General features: G+C 58.1%; 18 protein-coding genes. 10 read left to right on the top strand and 8 right to left on the bottom strand.

The features are described 5' to 3' along the window. Positions 1–9: 9 nt before the first annotated feature. Positions 10–1,230: an MFS transporter gene (locus tag ABLU88_RS25675; RefSeq protein WP_032694226.1), complete on the top strand. Its 1,221-nt coding sequence runs from the start codon at positions 10–12 to the stop codon at positions 1,228–1,230. Here the strand turns inward: ABLU88_RS25675 and ABLU88_RS25670 are convergent, their stop codons facing one another. Further along, entirely contained in the window at positions 1,231–1,788 is a 558-nt protein-coding gene (locus tag ABLU88_RS25670) for a DcrB family lipoprotein (RefSeq protein WP_004855087.1), read from the bottom strand. A gap of 73 nt (positions 1,789–1,861) precedes the next feature. Further along, positions 1,862–2,527, bottom strand: a complete 666-nt coding sequence (locus ABLU88_RS25665; RefSeq protein ID WP_025106844.1) for a 7-cyano-7-deazaguanine/7-aminomethyl-7-deazaguanine transporter — start codon at positions 2,525–2,527, stop codon at positions 1,862–1,864. Positions 2,528–2,693: 166 nt separating this feature from the next. Here ABLU88_RS25665 and tusA point away from each other — a divergent pair, with 166 nt between their 5' ends. Further along, the gene (gene tusA / locus ABLU88_RS25660; RefSeq protein ID WP_004106582.1) at positions 2,694–2,939 is read left to right on the top strand and encodes a sulfurtransferase TusA; all 246 of its coding nucleotides are present in this window, start codon (positions 2,694–2,696) and stop codon (positions 2,937–2,939) included. Between the two features lie 78 nt (positions 2,940–3,017). Here the strand turns inward: tusA and zntA are convergent, their stop codons facing one another. Both zntA and ABLU88_RS25650 read right to left on the bottom strand, forming a co-directional pair. Then, positions 3,018–5,222, bottom strand: a complete 2,205-nt coding sequence (gene zntA / locus ABLU88_RS25655) for a Zn(II)/Cd(II)/Pb(II) translocating P-type ATPase ZntA (protein ID WP_185219771.1) — start codon at positions 5,220–5,222, stop codon at positions 3,018–3,020. Between the two features lie 78 nt (positions 5,223–5,300). Continuing rightward, a complete protein-coding gene (locus ABLU88_RS25650; RefSeq protein ID WP_004855080.1) occupies positions 5,301–5,927 on the bottom strand; it encodes a lysoplasmalogenase in 627 nt (208 codons plus the stop codon). 142 nt (positions 5,928–6,069) lie between these two features. Between ABLU88_RS25650 and ABLU88_RS25645 the strand changes: the two genes are divergently transcribed. Further along, positions 6,070–6,429, top strand: a complete 360-nt coding sequence (locus ABLU88_RS25645) for a DUF2500 domain-containing protein (RefSeq protein ID WP_025106846.1) — start codon at positions 6,070–6,072, stop codon at positions 6,427–6,429. Positions 6,430–6,443: 14 nt separating this feature from the next. Here ABLU88_RS25645 and ABLU88_RS25640 read toward each other — a convergent pair whose 3' ends face one another. Next, a complete protein-coding gene (locus tag ABLU88_RS25640; protein ID WP_004106574.1) occupies positions 6,444–6,722 on the bottom strand; it encodes a DUF1145 family protein in 279 nt (92 codons plus the stop codon). Beyond that, positions 6,712–7,308, bottom strand: coding sequence for a 16S rRNA (guanine(966)-N(2))-methyltransferase (gene rsmD / locus ABLU88_RS25635; protein ID WP_014227097.1), 597 nt, complete (start codon positions 7,306–7,308; stop codon positions 6,712–6,714). Before rsmD ends, ABLU88_RS25640 begins: the two co-directional genes overlap by 11 nt. Before the next feature lie 192 nt (positions 7,309–7,500). On the opposite strand from rsmD, the gene ftsY reads away from it, so the two are divergent. The 4 genes from ftsY (at position 7,501) to rpoH (ending at position 11,851) form a co-directional block, all read left to right on the top strand. Then, positions 7,501–9,018: a signal recognition particle-docking protein FtsY gene (gene ftsY / locus ABLU88_RS25630; protein WP_025106847.1), complete on the top strand. Its 1,518-nt coding sequence runs from the start codon at positions 7,501–7,503 to the stop codon at positions 9,016–9,018. A gap of 2 nt (positions 9,019–9,020) precedes the next feature. Further along, entirely contained in the window at positions 9,021–9,689 is a 669-nt protein-coding gene (gene ftsE / locus ABLU88_RS25625) for a cell division ATP-binding protein FtsE (RefSeq protein WP_004106557.1), read from the top strand. Then, positions 9,682–10,740 carry a permease-like cell division protein FtsX gene (gene ftsX, locus ABLU88_RS25620; RefSeq protein ID WP_025106848.1) on the top strand — a complete coding sequence of 353 codons (1,059 nt, stop codon included), beginning with the start codon at positions 9,682–9,684 and terminating at the stop codon, positions 10,738–10,740. Before ftsE ends, ftsX begins: the two co-directional genes overlap by 8 nt. Positions 10,741–10,996: 256 nt before the next feature. Then, a complete protein-coding gene (rpoH, locus tag ABLU88_RS25615; RefSeq protein ID WP_004106554.1) occupies positions 10,997–11,851 on the top strand; it encodes an RNA polymerase sigma factor RpoH in 855 nt (284 codons plus the stop codon). Positions 11,852–11,883: 32 nt separating this feature from the next. Here rpoH and ABLU88_RS25610 read toward each other — a convergent pair whose 3' ends face one another. Next, a complete protein-coding gene (locus ABLU88_RS25610; RefSeq protein ID WP_032751582.1) occupies positions 11,884–13,398 on the bottom strand; it encodes a PLP-dependent aminotransferase family protein in 1,515 nt (504 codons plus the stop codon). A 117-nt stretch (positions 13,399–13,515) separates the two neighbouring features. Between ABLU88_RS25610 and ABLU88_RS25605 the strand changes: the two genes are divergently transcribed. From ABLU88_RS25605 to livJ, 3 genes are all read left to right on the top strand, one after another. After that, positions 13,516–14,781 carry a 4-aminobutyrate--2-oxoglutarate transaminase gene (locus ABLU88_RS25605; protein ID WP_004116085.1) on the top strand — a complete coding sequence of 422 codons (1,266 nt, stop codon included), beginning with the start codon at positions 13,516–13,518 and terminating at the stop codon, positions 14,779–14,781. A 149-nt stretch (positions 14,782–14,930) separates the two neighbouring features. Beyond that, a complete protein-coding gene (locus ABLU88_RS25600) occupies positions 14,931–16,175 on the top strand; it encodes an amino acid permease (RefSeq protein WP_014227092.1) in 1,245 nt (414 codons plus the stop codon). Positions 16,176–16,431: 256 nt separating this feature from the next. Continuing rightward, the gene (gene livJ / locus ABLU88_RS25595) at positions 16,432–17,535 is read left to right on the top strand and encodes a branched chain amino acid ABC transporter substrate-binding protein LivJ (RefSeq protein ID WP_004133032.1); all 1,104 of its coding nucleotides are present in this window, start codon (positions 16,432–16,434) and stop codon (positions 17,533–17,535) included. A 44-nt stretch (positions 17,536–17,579) separates the two neighbouring features. Here livJ and ABLU88_RS25590 read toward each other — a convergent pair. After that, a partial coding sequence (locus ABLU88_RS25590) for a hypothetical protein (RefSeq protein ID WP_348838459.1) occupies positions 17,580–17,795 on the bottom strand: 216 nt, incomplete at its 5' end.

Here is a 17,795-nt window from a genome sequence, read left to right as displayed (position 1 = left end):
TGGAACCCGATGCCCGAAACCGTCGCCGAACCGGCGCTTAATGGATTGCGTCTCAATCTGCGGATTGTCTCTGTCGTGATTTTTAACTTTGCCAGCTACCTGACCATTGGCCTGCCGCTGGCGGTATTGCCCGGCTATGTTCATGATGTGATGGGGTTTAGCGCCTTTTGGGCCGGGCTGGTGATTAGCCTCCAGTACTTCGCTACGCTGCTCAGCCGCCCTCACGCCGGGCGCTATGCCGATCTGCTGGGGCCAAAAAAGATCGTCATTTTCGGCCTGTGCGGCTGCTTTCTGAGCGGACTCGGCTATCTGCTGGCGGCGCTCTTCGGCGGCTTGCCCGTGGTTAGCCTGGCGCTGCTGTGCCTTGGCCGGATTATCCTCGGCATCGGGCAGAGCTTCGCGGGAACCGGCTCAACGCTGTGGGGTGTCGGGGTAGTCGGTTCGCTGCATATCGGGCGGGTCATATCCTGGAACGGCATTGTCACCTACGGAGCGATGGCGATGGGCGCGCCGCTCGGCGTGCTCTGTTACTCGCTGATTGGCCTGCACGGGCTGGCGTTGACCATTATGGCGGTCGCGCTGGTGGCCGTGCTGTGCGCGTTGCCGCGGGCGGCGGTCAAAGCGGGCAAGGGTAAAGCGATGTCGTTTCGCGCGGTGCTGGGGCGCGTCTGGCTCTACGGCATGGCGCTGGCCCTGGCTTCGGCGGGTTTTGGCGTTATCGCTACCTTTATCACTCTGTTTTATGATGCTAAAGGCTGGGACGGGGCGGCCTTCGCCCTGACGCTGTTTAGCTGCGCCTTTGTCGGCACGCGCCTGCTGTTCCCCAACGGAATTAACCGCCTCGGCGGGCTGAACGTGGCGATGCTCTGTTTTGTCGTCGAGATTATTGGGCTGCTGTTAGTGGGCCTGGCGGAGACGCCGCTGATGGCGAAAATCGGCACTTTCTTTGCCGGAGCCGGTTTTTCGCTGGTGTTCCCGGCGCTTGGCGTGGTGGCGGTGAAGGCCGTACCGCAGCAGAACCAAGGGTCGGCGCTGGCAACCTACACGGTATTTATGGATCTCTCGCTGGGGATCACCGGTCCGCTCGCCGGGCTGCTGATGGCGTGGGCGGGCATTTCATCGATCTATCTGGCGACGGCGGGGCTGGTTGCGGTGGCGCTGCTGCTGGGATGGCGGTTAAAAAAACGGCCCCCGGTCGGTGAACCGGAGGCCGCGGCGTCAGGTCAGTAGTTACTGGATGACGAGGGTGTTGATAATGTTTTCCGCTTCGGTCTGCGCCTGCTGCTGGTTATCCGCTGGCAATGTGATTTGCAGCGTCAGCAGTTTGTCATCAACCTTGCCGAGAAGGACGGAAGACCAGGCGGTCTGACCCTTGGCGGAGATGATGCTGTCCAGCTGTTGCAGCGTGTGGCCTTTGATCTCAATGGATTTATTGCTCACGACCTGCAGCTGCGGGTCGCGGCTGCGCTGCTGCTCTTCCAGACGCTGGCTCATCACCGCCAGCTCCTCGTTGGTATTGTCACCCACAATCACGATCACCGCTTTCTGGCCGGTGGCATCAGAATAGACGTGCATATTGTTGGCCTGGGTGCCCAGCTTGCCGCTCTGGTCGGTCATACCGGCTGGCAGGGAGAAGCTCAGTTTGCCATCCAGCAGACTAATAGGTTGCCCGCTGGCGTTGCTTTCCGCAGCAGCCCCGGCAGTCGGCGTTTTTGTATCGCTGTTATCACAGGCCGCAAGACCTACAACCAGCAGGCCAATACCGACATATTTAACCAAATTGCGCATTGACATCTTCCTTTCGATAAACGGCCATTAACGGCTCATTCGCTTATCTTATCACATCGTTTCGTGAGTACTCTTAACCTGGCTGCAATGCGGATAAATCAGATTTATCTGCCAGTTTTTTCAGCAGCATATTCAACAACATGCCGTACATCGGCAGGAAGAATACGATGCTAATCAGCACCTTGAAGCAGTAGTCGACGATGGCGATTTCGCCCCAGTGCGCCGCCATAAACGGGTCCGGGCTGCGCCAGAAGGCGATAAAGAAGAAGGCCAGCGTATCGCTGACGTTACCAAAAAGGGTGGATGCCGTGGGCGCCAGCCACCAGCGGCGGTTTTGACGCAGGCGGTTAAAGACGTGGACGTCGAGGATTTGCCCCAGCGCGTAGGCCATAAAGCTGGCGGCGGCGATACGGGCGACAAACAGGTTAAAGCTGGTTAATGCGGCAAACCCCTGCCACTCGCCCATATAGAACAGCGCGGAAACCCCGTAGGAGATAACCAGCGCCGGGATCATGACCGCGAGGATAATGCGTCGCGCCAGCGGAGCGCCGAAAATCCGCACCGTCAGGTCGGTGGCGAGGAAAATAAACGGAAAGCTGAACGCGCCCCAGGTGGTATGAAAACCAAAGATGGAGATCGGCAGCTGCACCAGATAGTTACTGGAAGTGATGACCAGCAGATGGAAAAGCGATAGCCAGATCAGCGCTTTTTTACGCTGTACGGTAGTAAACGGACTCATATTGTGACCTTTTTAGTGGTTGGGGTGAGGGAACCCAATAAAAACGGCTGCATGATACTGCGTTGCGAGCGTATTGCAATGGTTGTTTTTCGCGCAAACGTTAACCTGGCTTGCGTACTGGCGAACTGGGGGTAAACTAGGGCCGTTTTGTTAATGTGAGATGAAAATGAGCGAACTTTTCTCCAGCCCTGACCATACGCTTGATGCGCAGGGGCTTCGTTGCCCGGAACCGGTGATGATGGTGCGCAAGACAGTGCGTACGATGCCGGTGGGCGAGACGCTGCTAATCGTGGCCGACGATCCGGCGACGACCCGCGATATTCCCGGTTTCTGCCGCTTTATGGAGCATGAGCTGCTGGCGCAGGAAACCGAGGCGCTGCCGTACCGCTATCTGATCCGTAAAAGCCACTGAGCAAGGCTACAAAAAACCAGACCGCACGAACCTGTAGCCCGGGCAAGGCGCGTCAAGCGCCGCCCCCGGGTATTGTCCCTACTTCTTACGTAACAGCCGCAGCGCGTTAGCGGTGACCAGCACCGTCGCCCCGGTATCCGCCAGCACCGCCAGCCACAGGCCGGTGAGGCCGAGCAGGGTGGTGACGAGGAAAATCCCCTTCAGACCCAGCGCGATAGCGATATTCTGCCGGATATTGGCGTGAGTGGCGCGCGCCAGCGAAATCATCTGCGCCAGTCCGGTGAGGCGGTTGTGGGTCAATGCCGCATCGGCGGTCTCCAGAGCGACGTCGGTGCCGCTGCCCATCGCGATGCCAATGGTCGCCGCTTTCATCGCCGGCGCGTCGTTGATCCCGTCGCCGACCATGGCCAGCGGAGACTCGGTGTTGAGCGCCATCACCGCCTGCACTTTATCCGCAGGCAGCAGCCCGGCGCGGAACGCCAGCCCCAGTTCGCTGGCGATAGCCGCCGCCGCGCGCGGATTGTCGCCGGTCAGTATGATTCCCTGAACGCCTAACTGATGGAGTTCATCCACCGCCTGGCGAGCATCATCGCGTAGCGTATCGCGCAGCGCCACAATCCCCAGCAGCGCCTCATCGCGCATCACCAGCACCACGGTTTGCCCCGCGCTCTCCAACTGCTGAATAGGTTCATCGTACTGTGGATCGCGGTTTTTACCCGCGGCGCAAATCAGCACCTGACGTCCTTCAACCTGCGCCTCAATGCCGGATCCGGCCAGCGCGCGCTGGCCGCTTGCCGGCGGAATGACCAACTGGCGCTGCTCCGCCTCACGTACGACGGCCTGGGCTAACGGGTGGCTGGAGCCTTGCTCAACGGCGGCCGCCAGCGCCAGCAGATCGTTTTCGCCGATGTCTGCGGTCGTCATCACCGCGGTGACGCGCGGCTGGCCGATGGTCAGGGTGCCGGTTTTATCAAACGCCACCTGGCGCACGCGGCCCAGTTGCTCCAGGGCCGCGCCGCCTTTAATCAGCGCGCCGCGACGCGCCGCCACCGCCAGCCCGGAGGTAATCGCCGCCGGGGTTGAGATCACCAGCGCGCACGGACAGCCAATCAGCAGCAGCGTTAAACCTTTATAGATCCACGGCAGCCATGCGCCCGCAAACAGTAGCGGCGGAACAATGGCCACCAGCAGCGCGACCACCATAATCGCCGGGGTATAGATGCGGCTAAAGCGATCGATAAAGCGCTCAATCGGCGCGCGGCGCTCTTCCGCTTCTTCAATCAGCTTAAGGATGCGATCGATAGCGCTGTCGCCCGGTTCGGAGATCACCGTCAGCTGTACCAGACGATCGACGCTGGTCGCGCCGGCCGCCACGCGTTCCCCGGCGTTACGCTCCACCGGAACGGATTCACCGGTTAGCGCGCTCTCATCGAAGCTGGCGAAGGGCGAGAGCAACTGGCCATCGGCGGGCAGGCGGCCTCCGGCGGCGACTTCAATCACGTCGCCGGGACGCAGGTCGCGCTGGGCTACGGTTTCACGCACGCCGTCGCGCACGCGGATTGCCGTGTCGGGTTTCAGCGCCATCAAGGCGCTGACGCCTTGCCGCGCGCGGCTGGCGGCCCAGCCCTCAAGACGTTCGCCGATTAAGAACAGCAGCAGGACCATCGCCGCTTCGGCGGTGGCGCCGATAAACAGCGCGCCGATGGCTGCGACGCTCATCAGGGTTTCAATGGCGAACCAGCTTCCGCTTTTGATCAGGCGTATTGCTTGCCGGGCGACCGGCCACAGGCCGACCAGCGTAGTTGCGATGAAGGCGATTTCGCCCAGAGGCGGGCTGAACTGCTCCAGCCCCCAGCTGAGCGCCATCATGGCGACGAGGGTGAGGAGCGGCAGATTCTCGCGCAGCCACGAGGTGGGCTCCTCTGCCCGTGGCGCATTTTCATCACGCAGCTGATAGCCCGCGGCGCGCACGGCGCTTTCGATCTGCGGACGGACATTGCCCTCGGCGTTGACCAGCAGCTTTTCGGTGGCGAACAGTACCTGCACCTGGCTGACCCCCGGTACCTGGCGAACGGCGGTTTCGACCTTGCGGGCGCAGGCCGCGCAGTCCATGCCTTCTACCAGCCAGCTAAAGCGCGCGTGACTCAGCGCATCGTTTTCAGCGGCGGTTTCGCTGCTGCAGGCGTGGTCCGCGCAGCAGGTTTCCGCAGGCTGCGCGGCAGGGGTAAATTTTAACGATGAGAAGTGTGGGACTTTTTTATCCTGCGATTCTGGAGCCGACATAGGACCCTCCGGGTAATGATAATTTTCTCATTACCCGCAGGATACACTCTGGAGTCGACTCCAGAGTCAAGCGCTTAATTACAAATAGAGCGCGCGGACGATCAGGAAGTGCCCGGCGAAGTAAAATGCCGAGGAGATCGCGTTGTCAGCGCGGAAGCGGCGGCGATAATGGCTGATGAGCCAGACCGCGTTGCCGAGCAGCAGGGATGCCGCGCCAGCGAAGCCGGACAGGGCGGTATCCGTCGGGCGGGCGAACCACAGCTCCCCGGCCAGCCAGACCATCACCAGCGTCATCGCGATAAAGGTAAACACCGGCATCCGCATCTCTTCCAGACGCGTCCAGATAATCGCCAGCAGCAGCGCGCCGAGGATCAGCAGCACCAGCGGCAGCGGCCAGAAGAAAGATAGCGTCAGCTGGCTGGCAAACCAGATGGTGTAGAGCAGATGCGAGAGAAAGAACGCCCCCACGGCGTACATTACCCGCTGCCGCGGCAGCAGGGTCAGCGCATCGCCGACCAGCGAGGCGCAAAGCCCGGCCAGCACCAGATAGCTGATGGCGTTAAACATCGGCGCTTGCCAGGCCAGTAACAGAAGCAGGATCAGCGTGACGGGTTTAAACACCCAGCGACGCCAGGCAGGCCCACGATAGGACGCATCGACGTAAAGCCATGCGGAGAAACAGACAGCAATAAATGACCAAAGCATAGTAAGTCCCTGTATCTGTTATCATTACGTAAGTGATTGTACTTACAGTACTGAATCTCAGTGTAGTGGTTTGCAGAGGAAGATGACAATGATAATCAAGCCACAGTATGCTTATTCCTGATAATTCCTGGGGGCAAGGTGAATGAGTAAAGTTCCGCTGTTTTTTATGGTTGCCGTTGCCATCATTGCGATTGCCGCGTCGTATCGCTATGTGCAGCAGCGTCGGGAAAAAATGGATAACGATGCCGCGCCGCTGTTGCAAAAACGGGTGGTGGTGAGCAATAAGCGGGAGAAGGTGATTAACGATCGCCGTTCGCGCCAGCAGACGGTGGCGCCTGCCGGTAGCGAAATGCGTTATGAAGCAAGCTTCAGGCCGGAAAGCGGCGGGTTGGAAGTGGTTTTTCGTCTGCAGGCGCCGCAGTATCATGCGCTAAGCGTCGGCGATAAGGGCGTCCTGAGCTATAAAGGTTCGCGGTTTATGGGCTTTACGCCAGACCCCTGAACCTTTTCCTGGCATTACTTCTTCTTCAGGGTCGCCTTGAGCTTTTTCTGCCAGGCGACCAGTTCGAACACGCCGAAGATGAAAATACGAATCTGCTCGAAGCGCCCCAGCGGCGGCATCTCTTTCGTCTGCGTCGCCTTGAGCAGCGTCAGCTGCAGGCCGTGCATCAGAATCATAAAGATCAGCGCCACGTTAACGAAGATGTTCAGCGGTTTTGGGAACGGTTGAAACAGGTTCAGCAATAAAAACGCCCACACGCACAGCATCAGCAAGCGGCCAAAATTAATCAGCATGGTTTTCTCCTTGGGCCTCACGTTGATAGAGACGGTAGGCGACCTGTCCGGCCACTTTTTCACGATAGACGTGCCAGTTCATCGGCACCGGCGGTAAACCGTTTTCGACTTCACTCTCAATGTAGACAAGCGCTTCATCGCTAAGCCAGCCGTTGTTTTCCAGCAGCTTTAGCGTCTCTTCAAGCAGTCCTTTACGAAACGGGGGATCGACAAACACGATGTGATGCGGCGTGCCCGCCTGAGCAAGAAACGCTAAAGTATTGGTATTGACCACCTTAGCGTTGCTGGCTTTGAGGGTCGCCAGATTTTTTTGCAGCTGCTGCGCGACGCCGCGTTCCATTTCCAGCAGCGTGGCGCTGGCCGCATAGCGGGAGAGGGCTTCAAGGCCCAGCGCGCCGCTGCCGGCGAAGCAGTCGAGGCAGTTCGCGTCAACGATCGACGGCGCCAGCCAGTTAAATAGCGTTTCGCGCACCCGGTCGGTGGTCGGGCGCAGACCCGGGCTCTCCGGCACCGGGAGTTTACGGCCCCGCCATTGCCCGCCGATAATACGGATCTGGCCGCTGCCCGCGTGGTTTGGTTTCTTCATCTCTTTGCTCAAGTCTCAACTTCCGGGCTGCTATTCTAACGATCGGCGGCGGTTGACGAAACCTTAATCCGGGGGCGGTGATGCGAGTTAAGTTAAGTGGTAGACTATCCGACTAATTTCATCATTTTTCAGCTTCCGCTACCTACTGGCCGAAGCTGTGCCATGAATTAACAGCGAGGAGTGTAGTCGCAAATGGCGAAAGACAAAAAACGTGGCTTCTTTTCCTGGCTGGGCTTTGGTCAAAAAGAACAGGCGCAGGAAAGCGAAACAGAACAAAAAGTAGAAGCCCAGCAAGAGGTTGAAGAACCGGCTCAGGAAAGCGAAGCGCCTGCGGTTGCGCCGGAAACGGTCGACGCCACTGCGACAGAGAAACAGGATGCTGAAGCCTTTGCCGCTGAGGTGGTTGAGGTGACCGAGCAGGTTGTGGAGAGCGAACAGCCGCAGGCGGTTGTCGAATCCCCGGCGGTTGAGGAGATAGCGGAGCAGCCCGCGGTTGAAGAGACGGTCGCTGAGCCGCTGGTGGAAGAGGTCATCGCCGAGCCGGTAGTGGCTGAAGCCGTCGCTGAACAGACGCCGGAAGAGGTCATTACCGAACCGGAAACGGCAGTTATTGAAGAAACCGCCGTTGACCAGCCGGAACCAGACGAAACGGTAGAAGAGGCTGAGGCCGATATCACCGATGAAGAGCTGGAAGCACAGGCTCTGGCGGCGGCCGATGCGGCAGAAAACGCCGTTGAAGTGGTGCCGGACGAAACCGTCGTGACGCCGTTAGAGCAGGAAAAACCGACCAAAGAAGGTTTCTTCGCCCGCCTCAAACGCAGCCTGGTAAAAACCAAACAGAACCTCGGTTCCGGATTTATCAGTCTGTTCCGCGGTAAGAAAATCGACGATGATCTGTTTGAAGAGCTGGAAGAGCAGCTGCTGATTGCCGATGTCGGCGTGGAAACCACGCGTAAGATCATCACGCGTCTTACCAACGACGCCAGCCGCAAGCAGCTGCGCGACGCCGAGGCGCTGTACGGCCTGCTGAAAGAAGAGATGGGCGATATTCTGGCGAAAGTGGATGAGCCGCTGAACGTAGAAGGCAAAACGCCGTTTGTGATTCTGATGGTCGGCGTCAACGGCGTCGGTAAAACCACCACCATCGGCAAGCTGGCGCGTCAGTTCGAGCAGCAGGGCAAGTCGGTGATGCTGGCGGCGGGGGATACTTTCCGCGCGGCGGCGGTTGAGCAGCTCCAGGTTTGGGGGCAGCGCAACAATATTCCGGTGATTGCCCAGCACACCGGCGCGGATTCGGCATCGGTCATTTTCGACGCCATCCAGGCGGCGAAGGCGCGCAATATTGACGTCCTGATTGCCGATACCGCGGGTCGTCTGCAGAATAAATCGCACCTGATGGAAGAGCTGAAGAAGATTGTCCGCGTCATGAAAAAACTCGATGTCGATGCGCCGCATGAAGTTATGCTGACCATTGACGCCAGCACCGGGCAGAACGCGATTAGCCAGGCCAAACTGTTCCATGAGGCGGTTGGACTGACCGGTATTACCTTGACTAAGCTGGATGGGACCGCCAAGGGCGGGGTTATCTTCTCGGTTGCCGATCAGTTCGGTATTCCGATTCGCTACATCGGTGTTGGCGAACGTATTGAAGATCTGCGTCCGTTTAATGCGGGCGACTTTATTGAGGCACTTTTTGCCCGAGAGGATTAAAAATGATTCGCTTTGAACAAGTCAGCAAAGCCTATCTCGGTGGGAGACAAGCGCTGCAGGGGGTGACTTTCCACCTGCAGGCGGGCGAGATGGCGTTTCTGACCGGCCATTCCGGCGCGGGGAAAAGTACCCTGCTGAAGCTTATCTGCGGTATCGAACGGCCCAGCGCCGGCAAAATCCTTTTCGGCGGCCATGATATTAGCCGCCTGAAGAGCCGCGAGGTGCCGTTTTTGCGCCGTCAGATTGGCATGATTTTCCAGGACCACCATCTGCTGATGGACCGAACCGTTTACGATAATGTAGCGATCCCGCTGATTATCGCCGGCGCCAGCGGGGATGATATCCGTCGTCGCGTCTCGGCGGCGCTGGATAAAGTCGGGCTGCTGGACAAAGCGAAAAACCTGCCGATTCAGCTTTCAGGCGGGGAACAACAGCGCGTGGGCATCGCCCGCGCGGTGGTGAACAAACCTGCGGTCCTGCTGGCGGATGAACCGACCGGTAACCTCGACGAGGCGCTGTCGGAAGGGATCTTACGTCTGTTTGAAGAGTTTAACCGCGTTGGGGTGACGGTGCTGATGGCGACGCATGACCTGGGGCTTATCTCCAGTCGTCCGTACCGCGTCCTGTCCCTCAGCGAGGGGCATATGCATGGAGGCCACATCGGTGAATAAGCGCGAGGCAATGAACCACATTCGCCGATTCGGCAATCGATTCGACCGTTTCCGCAATGCGGGCGGAGCGGGCGGTAGCGGCGGGCGCAATGCGTCGAAGCGGCCAAAAGCGGCGCCGAATCCGGCTTCCCGCAAGAGCAACGTATTCAATGAACAGGTGCGCTACGCCTGGCACGGCGCGGTACAGGATCTGAAAAGCACGCCGCTGGCGACGTTTCTGACGGTGATGGTGATCGCCATTTCGTTGACCCTGCCAAGCGTGTGCTACATGGTCTACAAAAACGTCAGCACCGCGGCGTCGCAGTATTATCCCACGCCGCAAATCACTGTTTATCTGGAAAAAACGCTGGATGACGACGCCGCTGCGCGGGTAGTCGGCCAGCTGCAGGCGGAGCAGGGCGTCGAGAAGGTTAACTATCTGTCGCGCGATGAAGCCCTTGGCGAATTCCGCAACTGGTCAGGCTTCGGCGGCGCGCTGGATATGCTGGAAGAGAACCCGCTGCCGGCGGTGGCGATCGTGGTGCCGAAGATTGATTTCCAGAGCGTTGAAGCGCTGAACACGCTGCGCGACCGCGTGAGCCACGTGCAGGGCGTTGATGAAGTGCGTATGGATGACAGCTGGTTTGCGCGGCTCTCGTCGCTGACCGGGCTGGTCGGACGCGTTTCGGCGATGATCGGCGTACTGATGGTGGCGGCGGTCTTCCTGGTGATCGGCAACAGCGTGCGTCTGAGCATCTTCGCCCGCCGCGATACCATTAACGTGCAGAAACTGATTGGCGCGACCGACGGCTTTATTCTGCGTCCGTTCCTTTACGGTGGGGCGCTGCTGGGGTTCTCCGGCGCGTTTCTGTCGCTGATCCTGTCGGAAATTATGGTCATGCGCCTGTCGTCGGCGGTCACCGAAGTGGCGAAAGTCTTCGGCACGCAGTTTGAACTCAGCGGCTTAGGCTTTGACGAGTGCCTGCTGATGCTGATTGTTTGCTCGATGATTGGCTGGGTCGCCGCCTGGCTGGCAACCGTTCAACATTTACGTCACTTTACTCCCGAGTAGTAAAAATCTGGTATAATCTTTCCCTGCACTGAATATCTCTCTGCAGGGAAAGAGTCCCTGTCGACGCTTCCCTAAACTTCATAACCATGTCACATTTTGTGCGTAATCTATTCACATCATTGCATGGAACTTGTGGATAAAATCACTGTCTGATACTAATGTGAGTGATATTCTCGTTGCTCATCAATGCTGGCATGTTTGTTGCTCCGTTGTGAGGACAGAAAGATGCCAGAAGATATCGATTGAGAGGATTTGAATGACCAAAGATATGCAAACTTTAGCCTTAGCCCCCGTTGGTAACCTGGAATCGTACATCCGGGCTGCTAACACTTGGCCGATGTTATCGGCTGATGAAGAGCGGGAGCTTGCTGAAAAGCTGCATTACCAGGGCGATCTGGAAGCAGCGAAAAAGCTGATCCTGTCTCACCTGCGCTTTGTTGTTCATATTGCTCGTAACTACTCGGGCTATGGCCTGCCGCAGGCGGATCTGATTCAGGAAGGCAACATTGGCCTGATGAAAGCCGTGCGCCGTTTTAACCCGGAAGTGGGCGTGCGTCTGGTTTCCTTCGCCGTGCACTGGATCAAAGCGGAAATTCATGAATACGTGCTGCGTAACTGGCGTATCGTGAAGGTCGCGACCACGAAAGCACAGCGTAAGCTGTTCTTTAACCTGCGCAAAACCAAGCAGCGTCTGGGCTGGTTTAACCAGGATGAAGTCGAAATGGTGGCCCGCGAGCTGGGCGTGTCGAGCAAAGACGTGCGTGAGATGGAGTCACGTATGGCGGCGCAGGACATGACCTTCGACATGTCGTCGGATGATGAGTCCGATAGCCAGCCGATGGCGCCGGTGCTCTATCTGCAGGATAAAACGTCTAACTTTGCCGACGGCATTGAAGACGATAACTGGGAAGAGCAGGCGGCAAACAAGCTGACCGACGCGATGCAGGGTCTTGACGAACGTAGCCAGGACATCATCCGCGCCCGCTGGCTGGACGAAGACAACAAGTCCACGCTGCAGGAGCTGGCAGACCGCTACGGCGTGTCGGCTGAACGTGTACGTCAGCTTGAAAAGAACGCCATGAAAAAACTGCGCGCCGCTATCGAAGCCTAATCTGAGCGCCAGTCCCCCGATAACGCCCCACATTACGATGGGGCGTTTTGTTTTTCTGCCTCCGCCAGCGCCTGCGGGCAGTGCATTTTCAGACACTCAAGCAGGACGTTGAACGCCGGTTCCATCTGCGTTTCCGGCTGCGAAGCAAAACCCATCAACAGCCCTTTCTTCCGCTGCGCCGTCAGGTAATAGCGCGACAGCGGACGCACTAAAATATGGCGCGCGTTGGCATCGCGGGCAATCGCCACGTCATCCGCCTCATCCGGCAAATTCAGGATCAGATGCAGTCCGGCATTATCGCTGAAGTCCGACAGCGCGTGCGGCCCGCAGTGCCGCTGAATCAGCTCGGTCAAAAAGACGCGACGGCGGCTGTAGAGCAGGCGCATGCGGCGAATGTGTGCCGAGTAATGACCGGCGTTGATAAATTCCGCCAGCGCCAGCTGGATAAGCGAATGGCCGCCGCGGTAGAGCTCGGCGTGGGCGTTTTTGAGTTCAGCCGCCAGCGGGCGAGGCAGCACGACGTAGCCCAGCCGCAGCCCCGGGTAGAGCGTTTTACTGAACGTACCGACGTAGACCACCGGCGCTTCGGGGACTAAGCCCTGTAGCGCCGGGATCGGCTGACCGGAAAAGCGAAACTCGCTGTCGTAATCATCTTCCACAATCCAGCTGCCGTGCTGATGGGCCAGGGTGAGCAGGCGCTGTCGGCGCTCAAGGCTCATTACCGCGCCGAGGGGGTACTGATGGGATGGCGTAACGAAGATCAGCCGCGGGGCTTCGGCTATGCTTTCGGGCGGACACAGGCCGCTGGCATCAACCACCACGGGCTCGGCCCGCACTTCATTCATCGCCAGCACATGGCGAATGCCCCAGTAGGACGGCTCCTCCACCCAGGCGAGATCGCCGCGGTCGCACAGCATGCGGGTGATCAGGTCGATAGCCTGATGGATCCCTTCAGTAATAAGAATTTGATCTGCCTGGCACTGAACGCCGCGCGCTACTCTCAGATAGTCCACCAACGCGTGCTGCAGCTCGGCCGTTCCGCCGTTACAGCTATAGCTGAGCTGTTCGGGTTTTGGACGGCGGCTGATACGCGCCTGGATTTTACTGAACAGCGGGTGGGGAAACGCATTGACGTCCGGTACGCCGGGGATAAATGCCCCCCACTGACGCGGGCTGGCGCTGATGTGCCCCAGCAGATGCTGGCCGCGTCGGGAGATGGGCGCGCTGGCTGCTGGCGCAGGGCTGCTTTCACTGGCGCTGCTGGTTGGAAGAAACATATCGGGCAGCGTTTTCGCGACGAATGTTCCGCTGCCGCGACGGGACACGACATACCCCTCAGCCAGCAATTGTTCGTAAACTGTTAAAATTGTGTTGCGAGACATTTTCAGCTCTCCCGCCAGATCCCGTGAAGGGGGCAGGCGGCTATGGGGCGGGAGAGAACCATCCAGAATGGCGTGGCGAATCGCCTTGTAAAGGCGCTTGTGCAGGAGCGGATCGGTTTCTTTCTGCAATCTGACCAGCACCAGGTCTGCGATAAGCGAACGCAATTGGATCCCTCAGATAATCTGAATTGGTACTCGATTATAGGGCCAAATCCTGTGTAAATAAACGACATAGTTTCGGATTTGTTGCGATAACGTGACACACATGACAGGAGATTCTCGGTGAAAAGTTCAGAACTGAATCAGCGTCGCCAGCAGGCGACTCCGCGCGGCGTAGGGGTGATGTGCAGCTACTTTGTTGAGAAAGCGGAGAACGCTACGCTGTGGGATATTGAAGGGAATGAGGTGATCGATTTCGCCGCCGGCATCGCGGTGCTGAATACCGGCCATCGCCACCCCAAAATCGTTGCCGCCGTTGAACAGCAGCTGCAGGCCTTTACCCACACGGCTTACCAGATTGTCCCGTACGAAAGCTATGTCACGCTGGCCGAGCGGATTAACGAACTGGCGCCGATTGACGGTCCGGCAAAAACGGCGTTCTTTACCACCGGGGCGGAAGCCGTTGAAAACGCGGTGAAAATCGCGCGCGCTTATACCGGCCGTCCGGGGTTGATTACCTTCGGCGGCGGCTTCCACGGCCGTACGTTTATGACCATGGCGCTGACCGGCAAAGTGGCGCCTTACAAGATTGGTTTCGGCCCGTTCCCGGGCTCGGTTTATCACGCCGTCTACCCTAACGCCGCCCATGGCATTACCACCGCCGACGCGATGAAGAGCCTGGAGCGCATTTTCAAAGCCGATATCGCGGCCGATCAGGTGGCGGCGATTGTGCTGGAGCCGATTCAGGGGGAAGGCGGCTTTAACGTTGCCCCGCCTGAGTTTATGCAGGCGCTGCGCGCGCTGTGCGATACCCACGGCATTCTGCTGATTGCCGATGAAGTACAAACCGGCTTTGCACGCACCGGCAAGCTATTTGCGATGCAGCACTATGATGTGAAGCCTGACCTGATGACGATGGCCAAAAGCCTGGCCGGCGGTTTCCCGCTCTCCGGCGTGGTAGGTCGCGCTGAGGTGATGGATGCGCCTGCGCCGGGCGGTCTGGGCGGCACCTATGCCGGTAACCCGCTGGCGGTCGCGGCGGCGCACGCGGTGCTGGACGTGATTGAAGAAGAACAGCTGTGCCAGCGCGCTGAGCGCTTAGGCAGCCATCTGAAAGAGGTGCTGAATCAGGCGCGTCAAAGCTGCCCGGCCATTGCTGACGTACGCGGCCAGGGGTCGATGGTGGCGGTGGAGTTTAACGATCCGCAAACCGGCGAGCCGTCGGCGGAGATCACCCGTCAAATCCAGCAACAAGCCCAGGAGAACGGCCTGCTGCTGCTGAGCTGCGGCGTCTATGGCAACGTTATTCGCTTCCTCTATCCGTTAACGATTCCGGATGCGCAGTTTACGAAGGCGCTGGATATTCTGGCCCGCGTGCTGAAGCGCTAACTTTTCGCCCGGTCAGGCTGCGGCGGCAGGGAAGCCGAAGAGAAACAGGACGCCGCTTTCTGACCAGCTATGCTCAGCGTGAGTGTTTATCACCCTGATATCACCTTTTTTCCGGCGGCGCACGCTGCCGGAATAAAACGGAAAATATTATGTCTGACAACTCCACCTTTTCTCCGGCTCTGACGAGCCGGGAGCGTACCGCTGTACCTGCAAAATCCCTCAGTTTCATTGAAGGCGTGTCGATGATCGTCGGCACCAATATCGGCGCTGGGGTGCTATCCATCGCCTATGCCTCCAGCAAAGCGGGCTTTCTGCCGCTGCTGTTTTGGCTGATTGTGGTCGGTAGCCTGACGACCATCACCATGCTCTACGTGGCGGAATCGACGCTGCGCACGCGTAAGCATCTGCAGCTTAGCGGCCTGTCGCAGCGCTACGTCGGCCGCTTTGGCGCGCTGATGATGTTCCTCTCCGTTTGCGTCAACAGCGTCGGCGCGCTGACGGCTTATATGACCGGCAGCGGTAAACTCCTGCATTCGTTATTCGGCATCTCGCCGGCCCTGGGCAGCGCGCTGTTTTTTATTCCGGCGGCCGGGGTGCTTTATCTCGGCCTGAAGGCGATTGGCCGGGGTGAGAAATTTATCAGTATCGGCATGGTCGTTATGATAACCATTTTGGTTGCCGCGACGTTGCTGAAAGAGACCGCCAGCGTCGGTTATTTGCTCGACGGCAACTGGCTGTATATGGTGCCAGTGTTTAATGTGGTCGCGTTCTGCTTCTCCGCGCAGTATATCGTGCCGGAAATGGCGCGCGGCTTCGCCGATAAACCGGAGAAGCTGCCGAAGGCCATTATGGTGGGGATGTTATTAACCTTTTGCCTGCTGGCGCTGGTCCCGCTTTCGGTGATTGCATTAAGCGGGTTGGATAATATTTCTGATGTGGCAACCATTTCCTGGGGCAGGGCGCTCGGCGAGTGGGCTTTCTTCTCGGCAAATCTTTTTGCGCTCTGCGCGATGCTGACCTCCTATTGGGGGCTGGGCGGAAGCTTCCTGACCAATATTTTCGATCAGTTTCGCCTGGGCAACGACGAGCAGCCGTTCAAACGCTTTAAGGTGCTGTTAGTGGTCGCCGTGCCGCCTTTTATTCTGGCCTATAGCGGGATGGTGTCCTTCGTGAACGCGCTCTATTTTGCCGGGGTATTTAGCGGGGTGATTTTATCTATCATGCCGATCCTGATCCTCAAAGGCTCGCGTCGGCAGGGTGACATCACCCCCGGCTGGACCTGCCCGGCGCTAATCACGCATCCCTTAATCCAGATCTTCATCGTATTGCTCTATCTTTGCAGCGCCGCCTACGCCATCGCTTCGGCCTTTGGCTACCTGCCTGCGGGCTGGTAGTCGCGTTGCTCATGCCCCCGCGTTCGGTTTATTCCGGCGCGGGTTTTTATTTGTCACTTATCTGTTACATACTCCGCAATTTTATCGTTTCCAATTCTCCTGAATGACGGTATGTTTAGCATAGTGTGCTGCAAAAGCGCAGGCGGCAGACCCTAATCTAACTATCATATGCTTTTCTTATGTGTCTAATTAGAATAATGCGCTAATAAACAACATCACAACAAATGCAAAAACCATAATAATGGGGAGCCTCAGGATGAATATGAAGGGTAAAGCGTTACTGGCAGGATGTATTGCCTTAATCATGAGCGGTACGGCAATGGCCGAAGATATCAAAGTCGCCGTTGTTGGCGCGATGTCCGGTCCGGTAGCGCAGTACGGTGACCAGGAGTTTACTGGCGCAGAGCAGGCCATTGCCGATATCAACGCCAAAGGCGGTATCAAAGGCAATAAGCTGCAGATGGTAAAATACGACGACGCCTGTGACCCGAAGCAAGCGGTTGCCGTCGCTAACAAAGTGATTAACGACGGTATCAAATACGTTATCGGTCACCTGTGCTCTTCTTCCACCCAGCCGGCCTCTGATATCTATGAAGATGAAGGCGTGCTGATGATCACCCCGGCGGCCACCGCGCCGGAGCTGACGGCTCGCGGCTATCATCTGATTCTGCGCACCACCGGTCTGGACTCCGATCAGGGGCCAACCGCTGCCAAATATATTCTGGAAAAAGTGAAGCCGCAGCGCATCGCGATTGTCCACGACAAACAGCAGTATGGCGAGGGCCTGGCCCGCGCGGTACAGGATAACCTGAAGAAGGGCGGCGCTAACGTGGTGTTCTTTGACGGTATCACCGCCGGTGAGAAAGACTTCTCTACCCTGGTGGCGCGTCTGAAGAAAGAGAATATCGACTTCGTTTACTACGGCGGCTATCACCCGGAGATGGGGCAGATCCTGCGTCAGTCTCGCGCCGCTGGCCTGAAAACGCAGTTTATGGGGCCGGAAGGGGTAGCGAACGTGTCGCTGTCTAACATCGCGGGCGCTTCTGCGGAAGGTATGCTGGTCACCAAGCCGAAGAACTACGACCAGGTTCCGGCGAACAAACCGATTGTGGATGCGATCAAAGCGAAGAAACAGGATCCAAGCGGCGCGTTCGTGTGGACCACCTATGCCGCGCTGCAGTCGCTGCAAGCAGGCCTGAATCAGTCTGAAGATCCGGCTGAAATCGCTAAATACCTGAAGGGCGCAACGGTCGACACCGTAATGGGGCCGCTCACCTGGAACGAGAAGGGCGATCTGAAGGGCTTCGAGTTCGGCGTGTTTACCTGGCATGCTAATGGTACGGCGACCGACGCCAAATAATTTAACCTGCGCCTTTCACGCCGCAGATGCGTTGTCTGCGCCCCTCAACCCCGGTCACTTACTGATGTAAGCTCCCGGGGATTTCGGGTCTTGACGCCTTTCTGCAACGCGAAATTCTTGGTTAAATCAGTTGATCCTTGCCTCTTCGCATAGGCGAGGAGAAAGGTAAAAGCAAAAAGGCAACGTAAGTTGCCTTTTTTAGTCGGTAGCCCGGGTAAGGCGTTACGCCGCAACCCGGGGAATGCGCCGGGGTTGATGCA

Source organism: Klebsiella sp. GW_Kp182 (assembly GCF_040062275.1).
GTDB classification, from domain to species: Bacteria; Pseudomonadota; Gammaproteobacteria; order Enterobacterales; family Enterobacteriaceae; genus Klebsiella; species Klebsiella michiganensis.
This window is presented reverse-complemented; position numbering and strand designations above follow the sequence as displayed.

Bases quoted from the DNA above. Each gene is read 5' to 3' on its own strand.
- rsmD (WP_014227097.1), bottom strand. From the start codon at position 7,308: ATGAAGAAACCAAACCACGCGGGCAGCGGCCAGATCCGTATTATCGGC.
- tusA (WP_004106582.1), top strand. From the start codon at position 2,694: ATGAGCGAACTTTTCTCCAGCCCTGACCATACGCTTGATGCGCAGGGG.
- ABLU88_RS25640 (WP_004106574.1), bottom strand. From the start codon at position 6,722: ATGCTGATTAATTTTGGCCGCTTGCTGATGCTGTGCGTGTGGGCGTTT.
- ABLU88_RS25665 (WP_025106844.1), bottom strand. From the start codon at position 2,527: ATGAGTCCGTTTACTACCGTACAGCGTAAAAAAGCGCTGATCTGGCTA.
- livJ (WP_004133032.1), top strand. From the start codon at position 16,432: ATGAATATGAAGGGTAAAGCGTTACTGGCAGGATGTATTGCCTTAATC.
- ABLU88_RS25675 (WP_032694226.1), top strand. From the start codon at position 10: ATGCCCGAAACCGTCGCCGAACCGGCGCTTAATGGATTGCGTCTCAAT.
- zntA (WP_185219771.1), bottom strand. From the start codon at position 5,222: ATGTCGGCTCCAGAATCGCAGGATAAAAAAGTCCCACACTTCTCATCG.
- ftsE (WP_004106557.1), top strand. From the start codon at position 9,021: ATGATTCGCTTTGAACAAGTCAGCAAAGCCTATCTCGGTGGGAGACAA.
- ftsY (WP_025106847.1), top strand. From the start codon at position 7,501: ATGGCGAAAGACAAAAAACGTGGCTTCTTTTCCTGGCTGGGCTTTGGT.
- ABLU88_RS25600 (WP_014227092.1), top strand. From the start codon at position 14,931: ATGTCTGACAACTCCACCTTTTCTCCGGCTCTGACGAGCCGGGAGCGT.
- ABLU88_RS25650 (WP_004855080.1), bottom strand. From the start codon at position 5,927: ATGCTTTGGTCATTTATTGCTGTCTGTTTCTCCGCATGGCTTTACGTC.
- ABLU88_RS25645 (WP_025106846.1), top strand. From the start codon at position 6,070: ATGAGTAAAGTTCCGCTGTTTTTTATGGTTGCCGTTGCCATCATTGCG.
- rpoH (WP_004106554.1), top strand. From the start codon at position 10,997: ATGACCAAAGATATGCAAACTTTAGCCTTAGCCCCCGTTGGTAACCTG.
- ABLU88_RS25670 (WP_004855087.1), bottom strand. From the start codon at position 1,788: ATGCGCAATTTGGTTAAATATGTCGGTATTGGCCTGCTGGTTGTAGGT.